The following is a 19,139-nucleotide window of genomic DNA, read 5'->3' as shown; positions in this document are numbered from 1 at the left end:
TTATCAGTGTTTTGTGATTAATGCTTTTCGGGTATTTTTTGGATGGAAATTGATTGTTTTTTACGGGAATCCTGTCGGTTTTTCCTGCTGTTCAATGCAGGTTTCTGATCCATGTCAGACATGGAGGGAAATAAAAGGGCAAAAAAAAAGCCCCTGAAAGGAGCTTTTGAAAAGATCTTAAATGCTAGAATGAATAATCATCGTTATTGCCTTTTACAGCGCCTTCATGATTTTCTGAATATTCATAACGCTTTTCAACTACTTCCTGATGATTCTTGATGTAATCAACGGTCTCGTTTAGTCCTTCAGCAAACTTCTCAAAATCTTCTTTGTATAAGAAGATTTTATGCTTTACAAATACACCGTCTTCCAGTCTTTTCTTGCTTTCAGTAAGAGTTAAATAATAATCACCTGAACGCGTTGCTTTAACGTCGAAAAAATAAGTCCTCTTACCGGCTCTTACTTTTTTAGAAAAAACCTCTTCTCTCTCTTTGTTGTCAAATTCTCCCATGTTTGGTATTGCTGTTGGTTTTGGTTCGGGTAAATATAAAGTAATAATCAGTAAAGATCAAAATAGAAATCAAAGAGATTTATTTTCATCAGAGTATATATTGTTTTTAATGGTAACGATTGAGCTGATGTTACCAGAATTTATAGTATAAACTTACTTATCTCCCTCAGAGATTGGTGAAATGACACTTGTTTCTTCTTCCAGAAGCTGATTATGATACATTTCTTCATAGATGCCATGGAGATTGATTAATTCATCATGAGTACCTTGCTCGGCAATTCTGCCTTCTTCGAGAACCAGAATTTTGTCTGCTTTTTTGATAGTGGAAATCCTGTGGGCAATTAGTATGCTGGTTTTTCCTTTCATGACATTTCCGAGGTTATTTAAAATCTCTTCTTCAGTTTTAGTATCTACAGCGGAAAGACAGTCGTCAAAGATTAGTATTTTAGGTTCCTTAATCAAAGCCCTTGCAATCGATACTCTCTGTTTTTGTCCGCCTGAAAGCGTAATGCCCCTTTCACCAAGCATGGTGTCAAATTTCAGTTCAAAGTCCATGATGTTCTGATAAACAGCAGCATTTTTAGCGGCAGTCTCAATTTCCAGGTCAGTTACCGTATCCAGACCAAAAGCAATATTATTTTTGATATTATCAGAAAATAGAAAGACTTCCTGGGGAACAAAGCCGACCTGATTTCTGAAAGAATTGAGGTTTACTGTTTTTAACGGGATTCCGTCAATCGAAATCTGGCCCGAATCGGCATCGTACATCCGCATAATCAGGTTTGCCAGGGTCGATTTTCCTGATCCGGTTCTCCCGATAATAGCCACAAACTGGCCTGCCTTGATATCGAAACTTATATCTTGTAATGCTTTAATACCAGTATCCTGATAAGTAAAACTCACCTGGTCAAAACGGATATTTCCATTTACAGGTGAAGCTGCTGCTTCACCCGAACGGATGTCCGGCTGTAATTCCAGGAACTCATTAATTCTTTTCTGCGATGCCGAAGCACGTTGTATTAATGTTGTTACCCAACCCAGCATCGTTACCGGGAAAGTAAGCTGATTGACGTAGACGATAAATTCGGCGATATTGCCTGCGGTGATAGAGCCGTCCAGCACCTGTTCTCCTCCTATATATACCGTCAGAATTGTACTCAGACCAACCAGAAGAAGCATAGTTGGATAAAAGAGTGCCTGCACACGGACAAGGCCCATTGAACTGTGTTTATAGGCAGCACTTTCTTCGGCGAATATTTTACGGGTATGATCTTCTCTTACATAAGATTTGATCACCCTGATGCCAGAAAAACGTTCCTGTACAAAACTTGACAGCGAGGAAAGCTGTTGCTGGATCTGTTCACTTTTATTATTAATCTGTGTATTTACAAAATAAATAATGATGACCAGCACAGGTAGTGGAAGCAAACAGAAAGTAGCCAGTTTGGCATTCACAGAATACATTGAAGTAATAATCAGCAGAAACAGGACCAGCGTATTGATGGTATACATAATGGCCGGGCCAACATACATTCTCACCCTGTTCACATCTTCTGTTGCCCTGTTCATCAGATCACCCGTATTGTTACGACGGTAAAATCCCAGGCTTAATTTCTGATAATGTGCATAGATCTCATTCTTCATGTCAAATTCAATATGCCTGGACATTAAAATAAGTGTCTGGCGCATGAAAAAGAGAAATAATCCCCGGACCAGGTATAAAATTAATACCAGGGAACCGAAGTACAGCAGGCTGTAACTAAAGATATCATAGATAATCTGCTGCCGTTCAAACCCGTTAAACAGCCTGTATATCTGGATGTTTTCGGTGATCAGGTTAAAAGCGTGACCAATAACCTGAGCGGGAATGACACTGAAAATATTGGAAATAATAACGAAAAACACCCCCGGTATGATCCACCATTTATATTTATAGAAATGTTTATTTAGAAAACGAAGGTGCTTCATGTGGTGTAAAGTTAGCCAATTGCACCTGATTTTTGAAAACTGTTTGGTTAAAACAATGTAAATAATGTTTTTTATCCTTAGTTTTGCGAGCTGTCTGATAAACGAAATCTTATGTCTGGTAATAGTTCTGCGGTAACCTCAATTTTAGATCAACTAAGTGCTTTAGGACACAAAAAAGTTGTTTTTTGCAATGACCCTGATACTGGCTTAAAAGCCATTATTGCGATACATAACACTACATTGGGGCCCGCTTTGGGGGGAACAAGGATGTGGAGTTATGCTACAGAAACCGAAGCATTGGAAGATGTTCTGCGGTTATCGAGAAGTATGACCTATAAAGCAGCTATCACCGGGCTTAACCTGGGTGGCGGTAAAGCTGTCATCATCGGCGACTCCCGCAAAGGGAAATCTGAAGCGATGATGCGTAGTTTTGGTCGTTTCATCCAAAATCTGAACGGGGAGTTTATCACAGCCGAGGATGTGGGTACGACAACCAAAGATATGGAGTACATCAGTATGGAAACCAAACATGTAACCGGGGTTCCTGAATCCATTGGTGGTATGGGAGATCCTTCCCCGACTACAGCTAAAGGTGTTTTTCTGGGTATAAAGGCTTGTGTTAAAGATGTTTTTGGTACGGACATGCTAGCCGGACGTTCTGTGGTAGTACAGGGGATCGGTAATGTTGGAGAACAACTGGTACAGTTACTGAGAAATGAAAACGTAGAAGTTTTTATCAGTGATATTAACGAAGAACGTTTGCAGCACGTAGCAAGAAAATATAAGGCAAAACCTGTGGAGGCTGATAAAGTATTCGGTCTGGATGTGGATATTTATGCGCCTTGTGCACTGGGTGCAACAGTCAATGACAGGACTATCCCAAGAATGAAATTTGCGATTATTGCGGGTTCTGCTAATAATCAGCTGGCCGATGAGCAGGTACACGGTAAACTGCTGCTGGAAAAAAATATCCTTTTTGCACCGGATTACCTGATTAATGCAGGTGGATTGATTAACTGTTACTCGGAACTGACTGGTTTCGGCAGAAAACGTACTATGCAGCTGACAGAGAATATCTATGATGCTACACGTAACGTAATCAAGTTATCCAAAGCAGAAAATATACCTACAATCCTTGCCGCAAACAGGATTGCAGAACAAAGAATAATAGACATCAAAAAAATAAAATCATCATTTTAATAACCGGTAAATTACCAACTCGTTCTTACATTCATGTTAAATAGAAGGCACCTAAGAATTAAAGTCCTGCAAAACATTTTTGCGTGGCAAATGACAGACAAAAAGGATCTACTTTCTGCAAAGAAAGAATTGATGCACAGTATTGATAATGTTTATGAAATGTATGTCAGAATGCTGGCATTACTTTCTGAAATTACGGAATACACTTTAGTCGATGCAACTGAAAGAGCAAATAAGCACTTTCCGACTGCTGAGGATTTAAATCCCAACAAAAAATTGCTGCGTAATAAATTCATTATTATGCTGCAGGAAAACCCTGAATTTAAATCGGCTGTAAACAAATACCAGATTAACTGGCATGCAGATCCTGAGTTCATCAGAACGATCTACAATAAACTGAAATCAACACCTGAGTATACTGCTTATCTGAATGATTCAGATGAAAGTCTGGAAGGATCAAAAGAGATTATCAAATTTATCTTCAGAAAGATCATCCTTAAAAGCCAGAATATTATCCAGGCCTTTGAAGATAAATTTATTAACTGGCCGGTTGATAAAGAAGTTATGCAGGGTATGGTTGCTAAAACACTGAAAAACTTTACCTCGGAAGACCCGTTCAAAAATAAACTGACACCTATCAGTGCAGACTGGAAAGAGGATAGTAAGTTTGTGGAAGATCTGTTTATCTATACGCTTAAGAATAACACAGAGTACCAGGCATTAATAGCTGAGCGTACTAAAAACTGGGAATCAGAGCGTATTGCCTTAATGGATACGATCCTGATGAAAATGGCAATCTGTGAGCTGATGAACTTTCCGTCAATTCCGGTGAAAGTAACTATTAATGAATATCTTGATTTATCAAAAGATTACAGTACACCTAAAAGTAATTCATTTATTAACGGTATCTTGGACAAAATTTTAGGCGATTTAAAACGTACTAATAGTATCAAGAAAATCGGTCGCGGATTAATTGAAGAATAAAAAAATATAATTAATGAAAAGGATATTTTTAATTGCATTTGCTGCAGCTTCACTGGCTGCCTGCCAACAAACAAAATCTACTCAACCTGGAGCTGATAGTACGGCAAAAGCTGCTAACACAGTTGTAGCTTCTCCTGATGCACCAGTACTTAGTTTTGAGAATGGGATGTACAACTTCGGTAAAATCACTCAGGGAGAATCTGTACATTATGATTTCAAATTCAAAAATACAGGAAAAACCCCTTTGATTATTACCAATGCAACAGCAACCTGTGGTTGTACAATTCCTGAAAAACCTAATGAACCAATTAAACCAGGGGCAGAAGGCGTGATTAAAGTCGTATTTAACAGTGCGGGTAAAATGGGAATGCAGGATAAAATAGTGACAGTTACCTCAAATGGTAATCCTTCAACATCAGAAGTTCACCTGATTGGTGAGGTTCTGGGAAAAAAATAATTAAATAATACACAACAATATGACATTAACAGTAATTTTAGATGGAGCTGCAGGTGGCGGCAGTATGTTAAGTACCCTGGTTCCAATGGTATTAATCATGGTAGTTTTCTATTTCTTCATGATCAGACCACAAGTTAAAAAAGCTAAGGACCACAAGAAATTAGTAGCTGATTTGAAAAAAGGTGACAAAGTGGTTACTACAGCAGGAATACACGGTAAAATCATTGATATGAATGAGCTTACTTTCTTAATTGAAGTTGAAGGCGGTACTAAAATCCGTTTTGATAAGTCTGCAATCTCCCTGGATGCTACTAAAGCATCGACTGAATTGCCTAAAGCTTAGAGCCTGTTTAAATTTAGATCCTCAAATTGTTTATAGCTTATTTTTAAGCGAAACAAGGATTATTTATTTCTGGTAGCCTTCCTACCTGAAATGAATAAGACGAGGTTGCAGCTAAAAAGAAGCAAAAACAAATGAGCAGATGAATTTTAAACAAGCTCTTAGTTCGTTAACAGATATTCTAAGCCGCTCCATTACCTGGTGCGGCTTTTTTGTTTTAACTTTAGGCCATGCCATTCATAAAACTTACAAAAATAGAGCGAAAGCGCTTTTTGGTTTTGATCACCTGTGTGCTTCTGGCAATTGCAGGATGGCTGTTTCTGGCGTTGAACAATAAATATGTTTATACGGCCAAAACTGTCCTGATATATAAGAATTTTCCTCAGAAAAAAGCCTTTCATCCACTGCAGTCTGATACGGTGGATCTACTGGTGGAAGGAACTGGCTGGCAACTATTATTTGCGCGTTTACGTGTAAATCCACAATCTATTAATATTAACCTGGATAAACTGAATAACAGGAATTTTGTTCTTTTCTCAGAGCAGTTATACAGTGTAAATAATCAACTGGAGACTTCGCAGAAAATTATCTCTGTAAGACCAGATACCCTGTATTTCGATTTTTCTAAAAGGACAGTGAAAAGAGTTCCTGTTAAGCTCGTTTCTAACCTTACTTTTGTTAAACAGTTTGGCATTTCTGATCGGATACAATGTACACCCGATTACGTAACTGTATCTGGCCCGCAGGAAGAACTGGAAAAAATTGAGGAGTGGAAGACCGATACCCTGACTTTGCATGATATGCAGTACCCTGCTGTCACCAGAGTGGCCATGAAACAAAATGTCCTGAAGAATGTAAATATATTTCCGGGGAATGTTGAAGTTAAATTACCGGTCGATGAGTTTACAGAGAAAACACTGGAAGTACCACTGAAGGTTATCAATAATAATGAGTATTATAATGTGAAGCTTTATCCTAAAAAAATAAAGATCACTTTTATGGTTGCCCTGTCCAGCTATCAACAGGTTAATGAAGATTTTATTGAAGCGGTAGTGGATCTGAATGAATGGAAATTAAGACACCATGGACAGTTAACTGTTAAGCTGATGCGTTTTCCTGATTATTGCAGGAAAGTGAAAGTCGATCCGGTGAAAATTGATTTTATTATAGAAAAATAATGCTGAAGATAGGAATCACAGGGGGTATTGGAAGCGGTAAAAGTACTGTTTGCAGAATATTTGAAACATTAGGTATCCCCGTGTTTTATGCAGATACTGTGGCCAAAGAAATTATGGTCACTGATCCGGTATTGATGGAAGGGATCAGCAAGACATTCGGAGAGGAGAGTTATACCGGTGGAAAATTGAATAACAAACATATCGCCGGAATCGTATTCAATAACAAAGAAGAACTGGCGAAACTTAATGCTTTGGTTCATCCTGCTGTTTTCAGGGCATTTGATACCTGGGAAGAAACCATTTCTGCTGATGTTCCCTATACCCTAAAAGAAGCGGCCTTATTATTTGAGAGCGGCTCTTACCGGTTATGTGATAAAAATATTCTGGTTACGGCACCTAAAGAAGTTAAGATACAACGTGTCATGGAACGGGACGGAGCGAGCAGGGCAGAGGTAGAAGCGAGGATGGACAAACAGCTCGGTGATGAAGAAAAGATTAAAATGGCTGATTTTCTAATCAGAAATGAAGAAAGCCAACCGGTAATTCTCCAGGTATTGGAGTTACACCGTCAATTTATAAACCTTACAAAATAAATGATATTAGAGGATTTTTTAGTGCCAACTAAAATTGGACTGTATTGCGCTTACGGTAATTTTTACCTTGACCCAAAGGAGATGGTAAAAGATGCGGTAATCTCACATGCACATGGTGATCATGCGGTCGGTGGTAATTTGAATGTATATTGTACTGAAGCAACCTCGTTGTTCATGTTGCAGCGTTATAAGAAATTTGCAGGAGGTGAATTTCATCTTTATGCCTTTCATCAGACTTTTATCCTGAACGGGGTAAAGATTAGTTTTATCCCGGCTGGGCATATATTGGGTTCGGCCCTGGTGCTGATGGAATATCAGGGGATTAAATACCTGTATACAGGAGATTATAAGCTACAGCCTGATACGACATGTGAGCCCATTGAATTTGTACAGGCTGATGTTTTGATTACCGAAACAACTTTTGCAAATCCCGATACCAAACATCCTGATGTGACAGGAGAGATTCAGAAGCTGAACACGACCAGCAGTAATATTATGCTTGGTGCTTATGCTTTGGGGAAAAGTCAGCGGCTGATTAAACTGATCAGTGATCTTTGTCCACAGCGAAGGATCCTGGTTCATCATAGTATACTTCCTTTTGTGAAAATTTACGAGCAAATGGGGATTGATATGGGGAAATACGAAGTCTATGACCGGAAAGTAATGAAAAATAATAAAACTGATATGATTTACCTGGTTCCCCCTTTGGTTTACCGGAGTTATATCAAGGCTGTCAATGTGATCAGGATTTTTGCTACGGGATGGAAACATTTACAAAATAATAATGAGCTGCAAATGTATATATCTGATCATGTCGACTGGGATGATATCATTTATACCATTGATCAGGTGAAACCTAAAGAGATCTGGACTACACATGGGAGTGGAATTCAGCTAAAAAGTTATTATTCAAACATTTTAACTGTTAAATTGCTTAACTGATGGAACAGGATGCCGATTTCTATTTTAATGAACAAGGGCTTATGGTCTTTACAGAGGCTTATCATCTGAAAAGGGGATACTGCTGTAAAAATGGCTGTAAGCATTGTCCCTGGAAATATGGTAAAAAAAAGAATGATGATAATGAACCCAATTTAACCAAAGAAAATTAAAGAAGAGATGTCTTTGCAGAAAGAAAATAAGGCCCCCCGTTACGAAAGTGCGTTTCATGAGGCCATGGTTAATGTCGCCTTTACACACAACTGGTGCAATGAGCAGATGAAACAGGCCGTTTCTCTTTATGAGATTACCAATCAGCAGTTTAACGTATTGAGAATATTGCGTGGTCAGCATCCTGATCCTTCAACTATCAATTTGCTGAAATCCAGAATGCTGGATAAAATGTGCGATGCTTCCAGGATTGTGGACCGTCTGGTACAGAAGGATCTGGTAGACAAACAGATTAATCCTTATGACAAACGGGCAGTAGATATTATGATTAATGAGAAGGGCCAGGCCCTGTTAAAAAGGATGGACCGGGAAATGGATTTATCAGGTATTCTGTCCTGTAACCTCAATACTGAAGAAGCAAAACAGCTGATCCTTTTACTGGAAAAAGCCAGGGGCAGCCATCCGGATCTCTAATGACTGTGTCCTGCAGTATAAAATCCGATCAGTGCTATGCCGATCCCCAGTAAAACGGCCATCATTTTCCGCTTGGAGACTTTATGATCTACACTGGATTCAAATAAAATAGTGGTCGAGATATGTAGAAATATTCCGATCACAATTCCCATCATTTTATGGAAATAAACTTCGATACCAGCAATACTTCCCGTGCTGATACTATGGCTTACCCAAAAGCCCAGTGGGGCCATGATCGCAAACACGGCCAGGTAAAAGGTGATTCCTGCTGGTTTGAATTTGTTTTGCATCAGAATGCTTGCCAGGGCAAAAGCGGCTGGGATATGGTGCAGAGAAATACCGAAAATCAAGGCGTTATGCTGATCAGCAGCCAATGGCATTCCTTCTAAAAAGGCATGCAGACATAAACTGATCATAATTCCATAAGGAAAGATCTGCGTATCGTTGTGTTTATGGATATGGCCATGTTCTACACCTTCAGAAAACTGCTCAAGAAATACCTGTAGAAGAAAACCTATTAATATATAAAGACCAATTTCGGCGTGATCGGGACCGCTGTAAGCATCCGGGATAAGATGTAATACCGTAATGGCAAATAAATAAGCCCCACTGAATGACAGTATCAATTTCAGAAATTGTGATTTATCACTCTTTACTAAAAAGATAGACAGTCCTCCTAAAAAGGCACAGAAGAATAGTACGAGTAATTTCCAAATTTCCATTAAAGCACTGGTTGTAGTTTTTTATAAAGTAAGGAGACCAGAAATCCTAAAGTTGTACCCAGAGCAGCTCCGGCTATGGTATCAATAGGATAATGTACGCCCACATAGATTTGAGCAAAAGAAATAATAAATGCCCAGGCCAGACCAATAGGAAGAATAGGTTTCCATTTCGGATAGAAAACCATAATCAGAAATACTGCTATGCCAAAATGATTGGTTGCATGGGCAGAGGGAAAACTGAACCCGCTTCCACAGGGAACCCGGTGAATAATATAATTGGCCAGGGCCGGGTCATTACAAGGCCTTAGCCTGGATACAAATGGTTTGATAAACCGCGAAGAAATCAGATCGCCCAATGCAAACGTCAGTAATACACCACCTATAATATACCATCCGCCTTTTTTATACTCCCTGAAGCAGAAGATAATAATAAAAAGATAGAGAGGTGCCCAGAAAAAACGGTTCCGCATCAAAGGCAGAAACCAGTCTAAAAAGCCATTGGAGAGACCTCTGTGGATTCTTAGAAAGAGTTCTACATCGAAGTTATGCAAGCTTTCTATCATACTTTTTTACAAACAAGTATTAACCTGTCAGAATGGGTCACGTCAAAAGGTTCCAGATTATAACTGCCAAAAATATTGACGATGGCCAGGCCACTTTTTTCAAACATACGTTCAAAGTCCTGTAATGTAAAAGCCTGAACACGTTCTTCGAAAGCATAGGCTTTACTCTTATGTTCGAAATTAATGTGTTTGATGATTTTACCTTCAGCTACAAATTTGCGCAGCTCAAAATCTATACCTTCTACCGTTTTTGTTTCCCGGTGGGTAAGATTGTTGATTATTTTCTGTGTATTGAAATAGTCAATAACCACTTTTCCATCTTCCTTAATACTTTTTCTGAAAGATTTGAGTGCGTTGACATGATCCTTTTCAGTATCAAAATAGCCAAAACTGGTGAACAGGTTCATCGCAATATCATAATAGTTGATATAGCCCAGTTTACGCATATCATGAACAAAAAAATGAAGATATTTCTGTTCAAATTGTTTAGCGTACTTGATACTCTGTTCAGAAAGATCGATTCCCGTAACATCAAAGCCCTTCTTATTCAGATAAACAGCATGCCGGCCCCTTCCACAGGCAATATCCAATATCCGTGAATGCAGGGCAGGTTTTAAAAAGGCGGTCAGGTTATCAATTAAAAACTCTGCCTCAGCATCATTCCGCTGACTGTATAGAATATGATAATAAGGAGAATTGAACCAATACTGAAACCATTTTCGCTGCATAAGGACCGTCTTAATTTAATAATGGGCAAATATAGTAATTAGGAATGCAACCGGGTGGATATTCAATAAATTTAAAGAGGCGCTTAATATGATAGGCTCTTAAATTTTTACTATTTTTGGGGGAACAAAATTCGCAGCATTGACACTTATAAAATCTATTTCAGGAATCAGGGGAACTATCGGCGGAATCGCTGGAAATGGGCTAACGCCTATTGATATAGTGAAATTTACCGCAGCTTATGGCGCGTGGGTAATTAAAAATACGAACATTAAGAAAATCGTAGTCGGACGGGATGCAAGAATCTCGGGTGATATGGTGAATAATTTAGTAACCGGCACTTTACAGGGCCTGGGTATTGAAGTGATAGATTTAGGTCTGTCTACTACCCCAACTGTTGAAATTGCCGTTCCTATGGAAAAAGCAGGAGGAGGAATTATCCTTACGGCCAGCCATAATCCAAAACAATGGAATGCATTGAAACTCTTAAATGAGAAAGGTGAGTTCATTAATGATGAAAATGGTAAAGAAGTATTAGAAATCGCTGAAAGAGCTGATTTCTCTTTTGCCGAAGTGAATGACCTGGGGAAAGTGACCTATGATGATTCGTATTTGCAGAAACATATTGATGCGATACTGGCCTTACCGCTGGTTGACGTTGAACTGATTAAGCAGGCTAATTTCAAGATCGCTATTGATTGTGTGAATTCTACAGGTGGTATTTTTATTCCTGCCTTATTAAAAGCTTTAGGGGTTAAAACTGTATTTGAACTATACTGTGAGCCTAACGGGGAGTTTCCGCATAATCCGGAACCATTACCGGAAAATCTGACTGAGATTGCGAAAGTGGTACAGAGTAAACAGGCTGATCTGGGGATCGTAGTTGATCCGGATGTTGACCGTTTATGTTTTGTATGTGAAGACGGGTCTATGTTTGGAGAGGAATACACTTTAGTTGCAGTTGCAGATTATATCCTTAAAAACCAGGTAGGAAATACTGTTTCCAATTTATCTTCAACCAGAGCTTTAAAAGACGTTACCTTAAGGGTAGGTGGTGAATACCATGCTGCTGCAGTTGGTGAAGTCAATGTGGTAAACCAGATGAAGGCAACCAATGCAATCATCGGTGGTGAAGGAAACGGAGGAATCATTTATCCTGAACTGCATTACGGACGTGATGCACTGGTAGGTATTGCTTTATTCTTAACGCATCTTGCAAAATTCGGTAAATCGATTTCTTTGCTGAGAAGCAGTTATCCGAATTATCATATTTCTAAGAATAAGATTACCCTGACACCGGAAATGGATATTGATGCTTTGTTGATTAAGGTACAGGAGAAGTACAAAAACCAGCCAAACAGTACCATTGATGGATTAAAAATAGAGTTTGATAATGAGTGGGTTCACCTGCGCAGATCAAATACAGAACCAATTATACGTATCTATAGTGAAGCGGAAAATGAAACTGTAGCTGAAGGTCTGGCGAACAAGATTATATCAGATATCAAAGAAATTTTAAAATTGAATTAATACAGATGAACAGGATCTATTTAGATAATGCAGCAACAACTCCTCTTGATAAAGAGGTAATGGCCGAAATGATTAATGTGATGGAGAATTATTATGGTAATCCGTCTTCAATTCATGCGCAGGGCCGGGAGGTGCGTACATTAATTGAAAAGGCCCGTAAGACTGTTGCTGGATTATTAAATGCAACCCCTGCCGAGATATTTTTCACTTCAGGTGGTACGGAGGCTGATAATACAGCTATCCGTTGTGGTATAGCCGCTTTTGGAATTAAACATGCAATTACTTCAAAAATTGAACATCATGCGGTAGAACATACGCTGGGTTCTTTATTGAAGGATGGGGTTATAGATAAACTGAGTTTTGTTAATATTGATGCAAAAGGTAACATAGACTATGCACATCTGGAAGAACTTTTAAAAGAGAACCCGCGTTCTTTTGTTTCGTTAATGCATGCCAATAATGAGCTGTCCACTTTATCGGATATGGAGAGGATAGGTGATATCTGTGAACGTTATGATGCTATTTATCACTGTGATACAGTGCAGACTATGGGCCATTATGTGCATGATGTCAGAAAGCTGAAAGCTCATTTTATCGTTTGTGCTGCACATAAACTGCATGGTCCGAAGGGAGTAGGCTTTTTATTTGTGAATCATAACGTAAAGATCAGTCCGATGATTTTTGGAGGTGCCCAGGAGCGTAATATGCGTGGGGGCACTGAAAATGTGTATGGTATTGTTGGTCTGGCTAAAGCGCTTGAACTGGCTTATGCGCACATGGCTGAACACCAGGCTTATATACAGGAACTGAAGACCTATATGAAAGACAAACTGACTGCTGAAATTCCTGCAATTACTTTTAACGGAGAGACAAATCCTGAAAAAAGTTTGTATACGGTACTGAATGTTTCTTTCCCTGCTATGGAAATGTCTGATATGTTATTGTTTAACCTGGATATTAACGGTATTTCTGCTTCGGGCGGAAGTGCTTGTTCTTCAGGATCGAATATCGGATCCCATGTGCTGACGGCTATCGGAACAGATCCTAACCGTCCTTCTGTTAGATTCTCTTTCAGTAAATACAATACAAAAGAGGAAATAGATTACGTCATTGAAAAAGTAAAACATATTGTAGAGCAGAATATCGCTGTATAATAAATTATTTATAAAGGAAAAGCTCCGACCCTGGTTGGAGCTTTTTTTATATTAAGCCCCCGCTTATGCAATACCTGGCTATAGAAAATATTAACGACCCGCATTTACCATTTGTTCATGAATTGTATCATTCAGCCTTCCCTCTGGAGGAAAGAAGGGATTGGACGCAACTGTTGAAAATGATCGGTAAAGTTCCGGAAATGTGTTTCCAGGTAATTAAAGTGGAAGAAAAAGCTATTGGTTTTATCATAAGCTGGATTTTTGGAGACTGGTGTTTTATTGAACATTTTGCTATTGACCCAGCCAACAGAGGAAGAAAATATGGAGAAAGGGTAATGCAGGATTTTATGAAGGCCAGAAAATTACTACTGGAAGTTGAACCCCCGTCATCTGGTGATGCTATACGAAGGATCGGTTTTTATGAAAGACTGGGAATGAATTGTTTGCCTTTTGATTATCTACAGCCTTCTTACCGGGACAGGGATGTGTCCTACGCGCTTGTGTTAATGACAAATGCGAAGGAAAGAGAGGAGTTGTATTTCAGTGAAATTATTCGACTGGTTAAAAAACAGGTATATTTATATCATCCTGTGAGCTGAATGAGAAAAAAATGAAAAAACCCCGATTCATAACCTGAACCGGGGTTTTTAGTTTAAGGGGCTCTGGTAACATTTTTAATCGTGTAAATATTACAGGATTAATTTGTGTCTGAACGTTTTCTCCATTACATTAGATGATATATTTGATTTTGAATGAACTGAATAATCGGTATTTATTTAAATGCTAAATCGATTATACTTTTATTCAGTAGCTGAGCTTATTATCTATAATTATAAACCACACAAACAAATGATGAAACGTTTCTTATCAGCGTTATTGATTTCTGCTGCTTTGCCGGTACTGGCACAACAGGCAGGTAAAGTAACCGATCCTGTAGACTGGATTAATCCGTTAATGGGGACAGCAAGTAAACCCAGTCTGTCTAATGGTAATACTTATCCTGCTATTGCTGTACCATGGGGGATGAACTTCTGGACACCTCAGACCGGTAAAATGGGTGATGGATGGGCCTATACTTATGATGCTGATAAAATAAGAGGATTTAAACAAACGCACCAGCCCTCTCCCTGGATGAATGACTATGGGCAGTTTTCTGTTATGCCTGTCACCGGTAAAATGAAATTTAACCAGGATGAGCGGGCAAGTTGGTTTTCACATAAGGCAGAAGTAGTAAAGCCATACTATTATAGTGTGTACCTGGCTGACGCCGATGTGACTACAGAGATCACACCTACAGAAAGGGCTGCACAGTTTCGTTTTACCTTTCCTAAATCTGATAGTTCCTATGTTGTTGTAGATGCTTTTGATAAGGGATCTTATATCAAAGTAATTCCTAAAGAGCGGAAAATTATAGGTTATAGTACGCGTTATGCCAGTGGCCCCCTGCCGGCAAATTTCAAAAACTATTTTGTCATCTATTTTGATAAACCTTTTGTTTCGGCCAATACCTGGCATGGTAACAGCCTGGCGAAAGATACACTGGAGCTGAAAAGCGATCACTCCGGTGCTATAGTTGGTTTCAGGACTGAAAAAGGGGAGAAGGTAAATATGAAAGTAGCTTCCTCTTTTATCAGTATAGAACAGGCTGATCTGAGTTTAAAGAGAGAACTGGCAAATGATACTTTTGAAGCCACTGCACAAAAATCAAGAGCAGTATGGAATAAGACTTTAAATAAAATTAATGTCGAAGGCGGAACGGTTGATCAGACACGTACCTTCTATTCGAGTTTATACCGCACTTTGTTTTTCCCGAACAAGTTATATGAAATTGATGCCAATAATCAGATTGTTCACTGGAGTCCTTTTAACGGGAAAACAATGCCGGGTTATATGTTCGCTGGTACTGGATTCTGGGATACTTTCAGGGCATTGTATCCGTTTCTGAACCTGGTATATCCTTCTATTAACAAAGAGATGCAGGAAGGCCTGGTTAATGATTATAAAGAAGGCGGATGGTTGCCGGAATGGTCAAGTCCTGGTTATGCCAATTGTATGATAGGTAATAATTCGGCCTCAGTTGTGGCTGATGCTTATATTAAAGGTCTTCGCGGTTATGATATTGAAAAGTTATTTGAAGCGCTTAAACACGGTGCAAATAATGAAGGACCGAATGAGGCTGTAGGAAGAGCAGGCGTTAAATATTACAACGAGCTCGGGTATGTACCTTATGATGTAAAACTCAATGAGAACGCTGCCAGAACACTGGAATATGCTTATGATGACTTTACTATTTATCAATTGGGAAGAGCGTTGAAAAAACCTGCTGCTGAAATTGATATTTATAAGCAAAGAGCGATGAATTATAAGCATATTTTTGATCCGTCTACTGGTTTGATGCGCGGCAAGAATAAAGATGGTTCCTTTCAGTCGCCTTTCAATCCCTTTAAATGGGGAGATGCCTTTACTGAAGGTAACAGCTGGCATTATTCCTGGTCAGTTTTCCAGGATATAAACGGACTGGTAGGTCTGATGGGTGGCAAGGATAAGTTTGTGACCAAACTGGATTCTGTATTTACTATGCCTCCGGTTTTTGATGCAAGTTATTATGGTTCTGTGATTCATGAAATCAGAGAGATGCAGATTGCCAATATGGGACAGTATGCACATGGTAACCAACCGATACAGCACATGATTTATTTATACAATTATGCAGGACAACCCTGGAAAGCACAATATTGGGTAAGAGAGACCATGAATAGGATGTATAAGGCTACTCCTGATGGCTATTGCGGAGATGAGGATAACGGACAGACTTCTGCCTGGTATGTTTTCTCGGCGATGGGCTTTTACCCTGTTACGCCTGCTACAGATCAGTATGTGATGGGCGCGCCATTATTCAAAAAGGTAACATTGAACCTTGAAAATGGAAAACAGGTAGTAATTAATGCTGCTGCGAACAGTGTCGAGAACAAGTATATCAACTCTTTAAAATATAATGGAAAAGATTACCAGAAAAACTGGTTAAGTCATTCAGAGTTAATGAAAGGGGCTACACTTGATTTCAACATGACCTCAACCCCAAATAAACAAAGAGGTATAGCGGATTCATCATTTCCTTATTCTATGTCTACAGAGAAATAAATAAAATAAATAATAGCTCCCGGTTGATCGGAGAGCGGATAAAGCCTGATGGTTTCCTTTGACAGGGAAATATCAGGCTTTTTTTTGTTTAATGTAATGTGTGTTTAATTAATGTGTTTTGAGTTAAAATTAATTAACAATAAGGTTGTTTTTCGGTTTTATATGTTTATTATTGACATACACAAATGAAACCAAAGTATGAAGAAAATTTTAACAATGGCAGCGCTATGCGTTGTCGCGCTGGCAGCTCATGCCCAAACTGAAAAAGGTAAAACTATTGTTGGTGGGACAATAGGGTATTCCAATACCAAATTTGATTATAGTGACCACATTGATGAAACTACAAAACTGACTTTACTTCCAAGTATCGGTTATTTTGTGAAAAATAACCTGGCTTTAGGGCTGGGGATTGGTTATTCAAATTCAAGAGGTAATAATTCTTCAAATTTATCTGGCAATATGTCTGCAAGGCAAAATGCTGATAATTTTCAGATCAGTCCTTATGCTCGTTATTACGTGAACATCAGTGAAAAATTTAAGTTTTTTAGTCAGCTTTCAATACCTGTGGAGTGGGGGAATTCAAAGATAATTTACGATAATGATCTTATAGGATCACCAGCTATTCCCATGTCAAAAGTAAATACTTCTTCTATAGGAGTTCAGGTAGAGCCGGGACTGGCTTATTTTCCAACAAAGAGGATAGGTATACAGTTATCAATTGATGGCCTTGCTTATTTCTGGAATAAGACGAAAAATACATCAGCGATAAACCCTGATACCGACGAGAATCATGCTTTTAGTCTCGGTGCAAGTTTCTTTGCGCCAAGGATAGGTATTCAGTTTCATTTTTAATTAATATAAAAATGAAAAAGATACTATTCGTTCTTGTTGCTTCATTAGCAATATCAGCCAGCTGTACAGCTCAGACGGAGAAAGGAAAAATGCTTTTAGGCGGAGCCATTTGGTTCCGTTCTGCAAAGTCATCCTATTCCCAAAAAAAATCGACCTTTATTAATGTAATGCCAAATGTTGGGTATTTCATCGCGGATAACCTGGCTATTGGTGGTGGAATAGGATATTTACATCATAACGATCCGGCGAAATTATATCCAGGATATCCTACCTGGACACCTGCTATAAAATCGAATAATTTCAGTATCAGCACATTTGGAAGATACTATATCGGGCTGACCCCTGAGATTAAATTTTTCAGCCAACTATCAGGATCTATAGATATGCAACAATCTAAATATACTGATGAGTCTGGCAATCCAATAACAGATAGATTGAAGAACCGGGTTTATGATGTAAGTTTATCTCCGGGATTTGCCATATTCCCATCCAGAAAAATTGGAATTGAACTATCATTTACGGGGTTCCAGTATAGAAAGGGTAATGGTAAATATCCTCCAGATCCAAATAAGAATGAGGTAAGTGAAGTACATTTCAGGAGTTTTGATCTTGGAGCTAACTTTTTTACCCCTCATTTAGGTGTTCAGTTTTATTTTTAATCCGGCACTGAACACCACAAAAAATCCCCTGTGAAACTGATGTTTCTACAGGGGATTTCCTTGTATAGATTAATCTTTAGTTCTTCACCATTTTGATAAATGTAGCTAATTTAGCTTTCATCGCTCTGCGGTCTACAATAAAGTCAAGGAAACCATGTTCCTGTACAAATTCTGCAGTCTGAAAACCTTTCGGTAAATCTTTTTTGATAGTTTCTTTAATTACCCTTGGGCCTGCAAATCCGATCAGTGCACCTGGTTCTGCTATGTTAATATCACCCAGCATTGCATAAGATGCAGTTACCCCACCAGTAGTCGGGTCAGTCAATAATGAAATATAAGGTATTTTAGCCTGGTTAAGCAGGGCTAATTTAGCCGAAGTTTTAGCCATTTGCATTAGTGAGAATGCGGCTTCCATCATTCTGGCACCTCCTGATTTGGAAATCATCAGGAACGGAATTTTATGTTTTATGCTATAATCGATAGATCTTGCAATCTTTTCACCTACTACCGAACCCATTGATCCGCCGATGAAGTTAAAATCCATACAGGCAATCACCAGGTCTTCTCCTTCGATTTTACCAACGGCCGAACGGATAGCGTCTTTAAGACCCGTTTTTGTCATCGTATCAACCAAACGTTCTGTATAAGGTTTGCTGTCAACAAAGTGCAGTGGATCTCCCGAGGTCAGGTCTGCAAAAAGCTCCTTAAACTCATTGTTATCAAATAATACCTGGAAATATTCTTTCGAACCTACCCTTAAATGATAATCACAATAATGACAAACGTATTTATTTTCGATCAGATCTGCGCTGTGTAATGCTTTTTTGCAATTAGGACACTTGTTCCATAAGCCATCCGGCGCTTCTTTCTTTTCTTCTGTCAGCGTACTGATACCTTTTTTTTCTCTCTTAAACCAAGCCATGTTATTCGTTGAAAAATGCGAGTACAAAGAAACGAAAAAAAATCAGAACAGCTTA

Annotated in this window: 21 protein-coding genes; 15 read left to right on the top strand and 6 right to left on the bottom strand. The window is 38.7% G+C overall.

Going from position 1 to position 19,139, the window contains the following annotated elements:
• Positions 1-184 precede the first annotated feature (184 nt).
• Positions 185-511, bottom strand: a complete 327-nt coding sequence (locus HDF25_RS10750) for a DUF3276 family protein (RefSeq protein ID WP_184624760.1) — start codon at positions 509-511, stop codon at positions 185-187.
• 153 nt (positions 512-664) lie between these two features.
• Entirely contained in the window at positions 665-2,479 is a 1,815-nt protein-coding gene (locus HDF25_RS10745; protein WP_184624759.1) for an ABC transporter ATP-binding protein, read from the bottom strand.
• Between the two features lie 111 nt (positions 2,480-2,590).
• On the opposite strand from HDF25_RS10745, the gene HDF25_RS10740 reads away from it, so the two are divergent.
• The 9 genes from HDF25_RS10740 to HDF25_RS10700 all read left to right on the top strand — a co-directional run bounded on the left by HDF25_RS10740 (position 2,591) and on the right by HDF25_RS10700 (position 8,815).
• Complete coding sequence (locus HDF25_RS10740) at positions 2,591-3,679, top strand: Glu/Leu/Phe/Val family dehydrogenase (RefSeq protein ID WP_184624758.1); 1,089 nt, start codon at positions 2,591-2,593, stop codon at positions 3,677-3,679.
• 90 nt (positions 3,680-3,769) lie between these two features.
• Positions 3,770-4,663 carry a transcription antitermination factor NusB gene (gene nusB, locus HDF25_RS10735; RefSeq protein ID WP_260409357.1) on the top strand — a complete coding sequence of 298 codons (894 nt, stop codon included), beginning with the start codon at positions 3,770-3,772 and terminating at the stop codon, positions 4,661-4,663.
• A 13-nt stretch (positions 4,664-4,676) separates the two neighbouring features.
• On the top strand, positions 4,677-5,120 hold the full coding sequence (locus tag HDF25_RS10730) for a DUF1573 domain-containing protein (protein ID WP_184624756.1): 444 nt from the start codon (positions 4,677-4,679) through the stop codon (positions 5,118-5,120).
• 19 nt (positions 5,121-5,139) lie between these two features.
• Positions 5,140-5,463 carry a preprotein translocase subunit YajC gene (yajC, locus tag HDF25_RS10725; protein ID WP_184624755.1) on the top strand — a complete coding sequence of 108 codons (324 nt, stop codon included), beginning with the start codon at positions 5,140-5,142 and terminating at the stop codon, positions 5,461-5,463.
• Positions 5,464-5,690: 227 nt separating this feature from the next.
• On the top strand, positions 5,691-6,638 hold the full coding sequence (locus HDF25_RS10720) for a YbbR-like domain-containing protein (RefSeq protein WP_184624754.1): 948 nt from the start codon (positions 5,691-5,693) through the stop codon (positions 6,636-6,638).
• Positions 6,638-7,231, top strand: coding sequence for a dephospho-CoA kinase (gene coaE / locus HDF25_RS10715; protein ID WP_184624753.1), 594 nt, complete (start codon positions 6,638-6,640; stop codon positions 7,229-7,231). Before HDF25_RS10720 ends, coaE begins: the two co-directional genes overlap by 1 nt.
• Positions 7,232-8,173, top strand: coding sequence for an MBL fold metallo-hydrolase (locus HDF25_RS10710; protein WP_184624752.1), 942 nt, complete (start codon positions 7,232-7,234; stop codon positions 8,171-8,173).
• A complete protein-coding gene (locus HDF25_RS10705; RefSeq protein ID WP_184624751.1) occupies positions 8,173-8,343 on the top strand; it encodes a DUF5522 domain-containing protein in 171 nt (56 codons plus the stop codon). The genes HDF25_RS10710 and HDF25_RS10705 overlap by 1 nt, the downstream gene beginning before the upstream one ends.
• A 7-nt stretch (positions 8,344-8,350) precedes the next feature.
• A complete protein-coding gene (locus tag HDF25_RS10700) occupies positions 8,351-8,815 on the top strand; it encodes a MarR family winged helix-turn-helix transcriptional regulator (RefSeq protein ID WP_184624750.1) in 465 nt (154 codons plus the stop codon).
• On the opposite strand, the gene HDF25_RS10695 is transcribed toward HDF25_RS10700, so the two are convergent.
• The 3 genes from HDF25_RS10695 to HDF25_RS10685 are packed head-to-tail and all read right to left on the bottom strand — an operon-like array spanning position 8,812 to position 10,828.
• Positions 8,812-9,537, bottom strand: coding sequence for a ZIP family metal transporter (locus tag HDF25_RS10695; protein ID WP_184624749.1), 726 nt, complete (start codon positions 9,535-9,537; stop codon positions 8,812-8,814). The genes HDF25_RS10700 and HDF25_RS10695 overlap by 4 nt on opposite strands.
• Entirely contained in the window at positions 9,537-10,100 is a 564-nt protein-coding gene (locus HDF25_RS10690) for a phosphatase PAP2 family protein (protein WP_184624748.1), read from the bottom strand. The genes HDF25_RS10695 and HDF25_RS10690 overlap by 1 nt, the downstream gene beginning before the upstream one ends.
• Positions 10,097-10,828: a class I SAM-dependent methyltransferase gene (locus tag HDF25_RS10685; protein WP_184624747.1), complete on the bottom strand. Its 732-nt coding sequence runs from the start codon at positions 10,826-10,828 to the stop codon at positions 10,097-10,099. The genes HDF25_RS10690 and HDF25_RS10685 overlap by 4 nt, the downstream gene beginning before the upstream one ends.
• A 139-nt stretch (positions 10,829-10,967) precedes the next feature.
• Here HDF25_RS10685 and glmM point away from each other — a divergent pair, with 139 nt between their 5' ends.
• From glmM to HDF25_RS10655, 6 genes are all read left to right on the top strand, one after another.
• Entirely contained in the window at positions 10,968-12,356 is a 1,389-nt protein-coding gene (glmM, locus tag HDF25_RS10680) for a phosphoglucosamine mutase (protein WP_184624746.1), read from the top strand.
• A gap of 5 nt (positions 12,357-12,361) precedes the next feature.
• On the top strand, positions 12,362-13,510 hold the full coding sequence (locus HDF25_RS10675; protein ID WP_184624745.1) for a cysteine desulfurase family protein: 1,149 nt from the start codon (positions 12,362-12,364) through the stop codon (positions 13,508-13,510).
• Positions 13,511-13,575: 65 nt separating this feature from the next.
• A complete protein-coding gene (locus HDF25_RS10670) occupies positions 13,576-14,109 on the top strand; it encodes a GNAT family N-acetyltransferase (protein WP_184624744.1) in 534 nt (177 codons plus the stop codon).
• Positions 14,110-14,359: 250 nt separating this feature from the next.
• Positions 14,360-16,651 (top strand): GH92 family glycosyl hydrolase, encoded by a 2,292-nt coding sequence (locus tag HDF25_RS10665; protein WP_260409356.1) that lies wholly within the window; start codon positions 14,360-14,362, stop codon positions 16,649-16,651.
• Positions 16,652-16,849: 198 nt separating this feature from the next.
• Positions 16,850-17,503: an outer membrane beta-barrel protein gene (locus HDF25_RS10660; RefSeq protein WP_184624743.1), complete on the top strand. Its 654-nt coding sequence runs from the start codon at positions 16,850-16,852 to the stop codon at positions 17,501-17,503.
• 11 nt (positions 17,504-17,514) lie between these two features.
• Positions 17,515-18,162, top strand: coding sequence for an outer membrane beta-barrel protein (locus tag HDF25_RS10655; RefSeq protein WP_184624742.1), 648 nt, complete (start codon positions 17,515-17,517; stop codon positions 18,160-18,162).
• Positions 18,163-18,238: 76 nt separating this feature from the next.
• On the opposite strand, the gene accD is transcribed toward HDF25_RS10655, so the two are convergent.
• The gene (gene accD, locus HDF25_RS10650) at positions 18,239-19,084 is read right to left on the bottom strand and encodes an acetyl-CoA carboxylase, carboxyltransferase subunit beta (protein WP_184624741.1); all 846 of its coding nucleotides are present in this window, start codon (positions 19,082-19,084) and stop codon (positions 18,239-18,241) included.
• Between the last annotated feature and the right edge of the window lie 55 nt (positions 19,085-19,139).

This window comes from Pedobacter cryoconitis (genome assembly GCF_014207135.1).
Classification (GTDB): Bacteria; Bacteroidota; Bacteroidia; order Sphingobacteriales; family Sphingobacteriaceae; genus Pedobacter; species Pedobacter cryoconitis_D.
This window is presented reverse-complemented; position numbering and strand designations above follow the sequence as displayed.

Bases quoted from the DNA above. Each gene is read 5' to 3' on its own strand.
- HDF25_RS10665 (WP_260409356.1), top strand. From the start codon at position 14,360: ATGATGAAACGTTTCTTATCAGCGTTATTGATTTCTGCTGCTTTGCCG.
- HDF25_RS10675 (WP_184624745.1), top strand. From the start codon at position 12,362: ATGAACAGGATCTATTTAGATAATGCAGCAACAACTCCTCTTGATAAA.
- HDF25_RS10670 (WP_184624744.1), top strand. From the start codon at position 13,576: ATGCAATACCTGGCTATAGAAAATATTAACGACCCGCATTTACCATTT.
- coaE (WP_184624753.1), top strand. From the start codon at position 6,638: ATGCTGAAGATAGGAATCACAGGGGGTATTGGAAGCGGTAAAAGTACT.
- HDF25_RS10655 (WP_184624742.1), top strand. From the start codon at position 17,515: ATGAAAAAGATACTATTCGTTCTTGTTGCTTCATTAGCAATATCAGCC.
- HDF25_RS10750 (WP_184624760.1), bottom strand. From the start codon at position 511: ATGGGAGAATTTGACAACAAAGAGAGAGAAGAGGTTTTTTCTAAAAAA.
- HDF25_RS10660 (WP_184624743.1), top strand. From the start codon at position 16,850: ATGAAGAAAATTTTAACAATGGCAGCGCTATGCGTTGTCGCGCTGGCA.
- HDF25_RS10690 (WP_184624748.1), bottom strand. From the start codon at position 10,100: ATGATAGAAAGCTTGCATAACTTCGATGTAGAACTCTTTCTAAGAATC.
- nusB (WP_260409357.1), top strand. From the start codon at position 3,770: ATGACAGACAAAAAGGATCTACTTTCTGCAAAGAAAGAATTGATGCAC.
- HDF25_RS10685 (WP_184624747.1), bottom strand. From the start codon at position 10,828: ATGCAGCGAAAATGGTTTCAGTATTGGTTCAATTCTCCTTATTATCAT.
- HDF25_RS10695 (WP_184624749.1), bottom strand. From the start codon at position 9,537: ATGGAAATTTGGAAATTACTCGTACTATTCTTCTGTGCCTTTTTAGGA.
- HDF25_RS10700 (WP_184624750.1), top strand. From the start codon at position 8,351: ATGTCTTTGCAGAAAGAAAATAAGGCCCCCCGTTACGAAAGTGCGTTT.
- accD (WP_184624741.1), bottom strand. From the start codon at position 19,084: ATGGCTTGGTTTAAGAGAGAAAAAAAAGGTATCAGTACGCTGACAGAA.
- HDF25_RS10720 (WP_184624754.1), top strand. From the start codon at position 5,691: ATGCCATTCATAAAACTTACAAAAATAGAGCGAAAGCGCTTTTTGGTT.
- HDF25_RS10710 (WP_184624752.1), top strand. From the start codon at position 7,232: ATGATATTAGAGGATTTTTTAGTGCCAACTAAAATTGGACTGTATTGC.
- HDF25_RS10705 (WP_184624751.1), top strand. From the start codon at position 8,173: ATGGAACAGGATGCCGATTTCTATTTTAATGAACAAGGGCTTATGGTC.
- HDF25_RS10740 (WP_184624758.1), top strand. From the start codon at position 2,591: ATGTCTGGTAATAGTTCTGCGGTAACCTCAATTTTAGATCAACTAAGT.
- HDF25_RS10745 (WP_184624759.1), bottom strand. From the start codon at position 2,479: ATGAAGCACCTTCGTTTTCTAAATAAACATTTCTATAAATATAAATGG.
- yajC (WP_184624755.1), top strand. From the start codon at position 5,140: ATGACATTAACAGTAATTTTAGATGGAGCTGCAGGTGGCGGCAGTATG.
- HDF25_RS10730 (WP_184624756.1), top strand. From the start codon at position 4,677: ATGAAAAGGATATTTTTAATTGCATTTGCTGCAGCTTCACTGGCTGCC.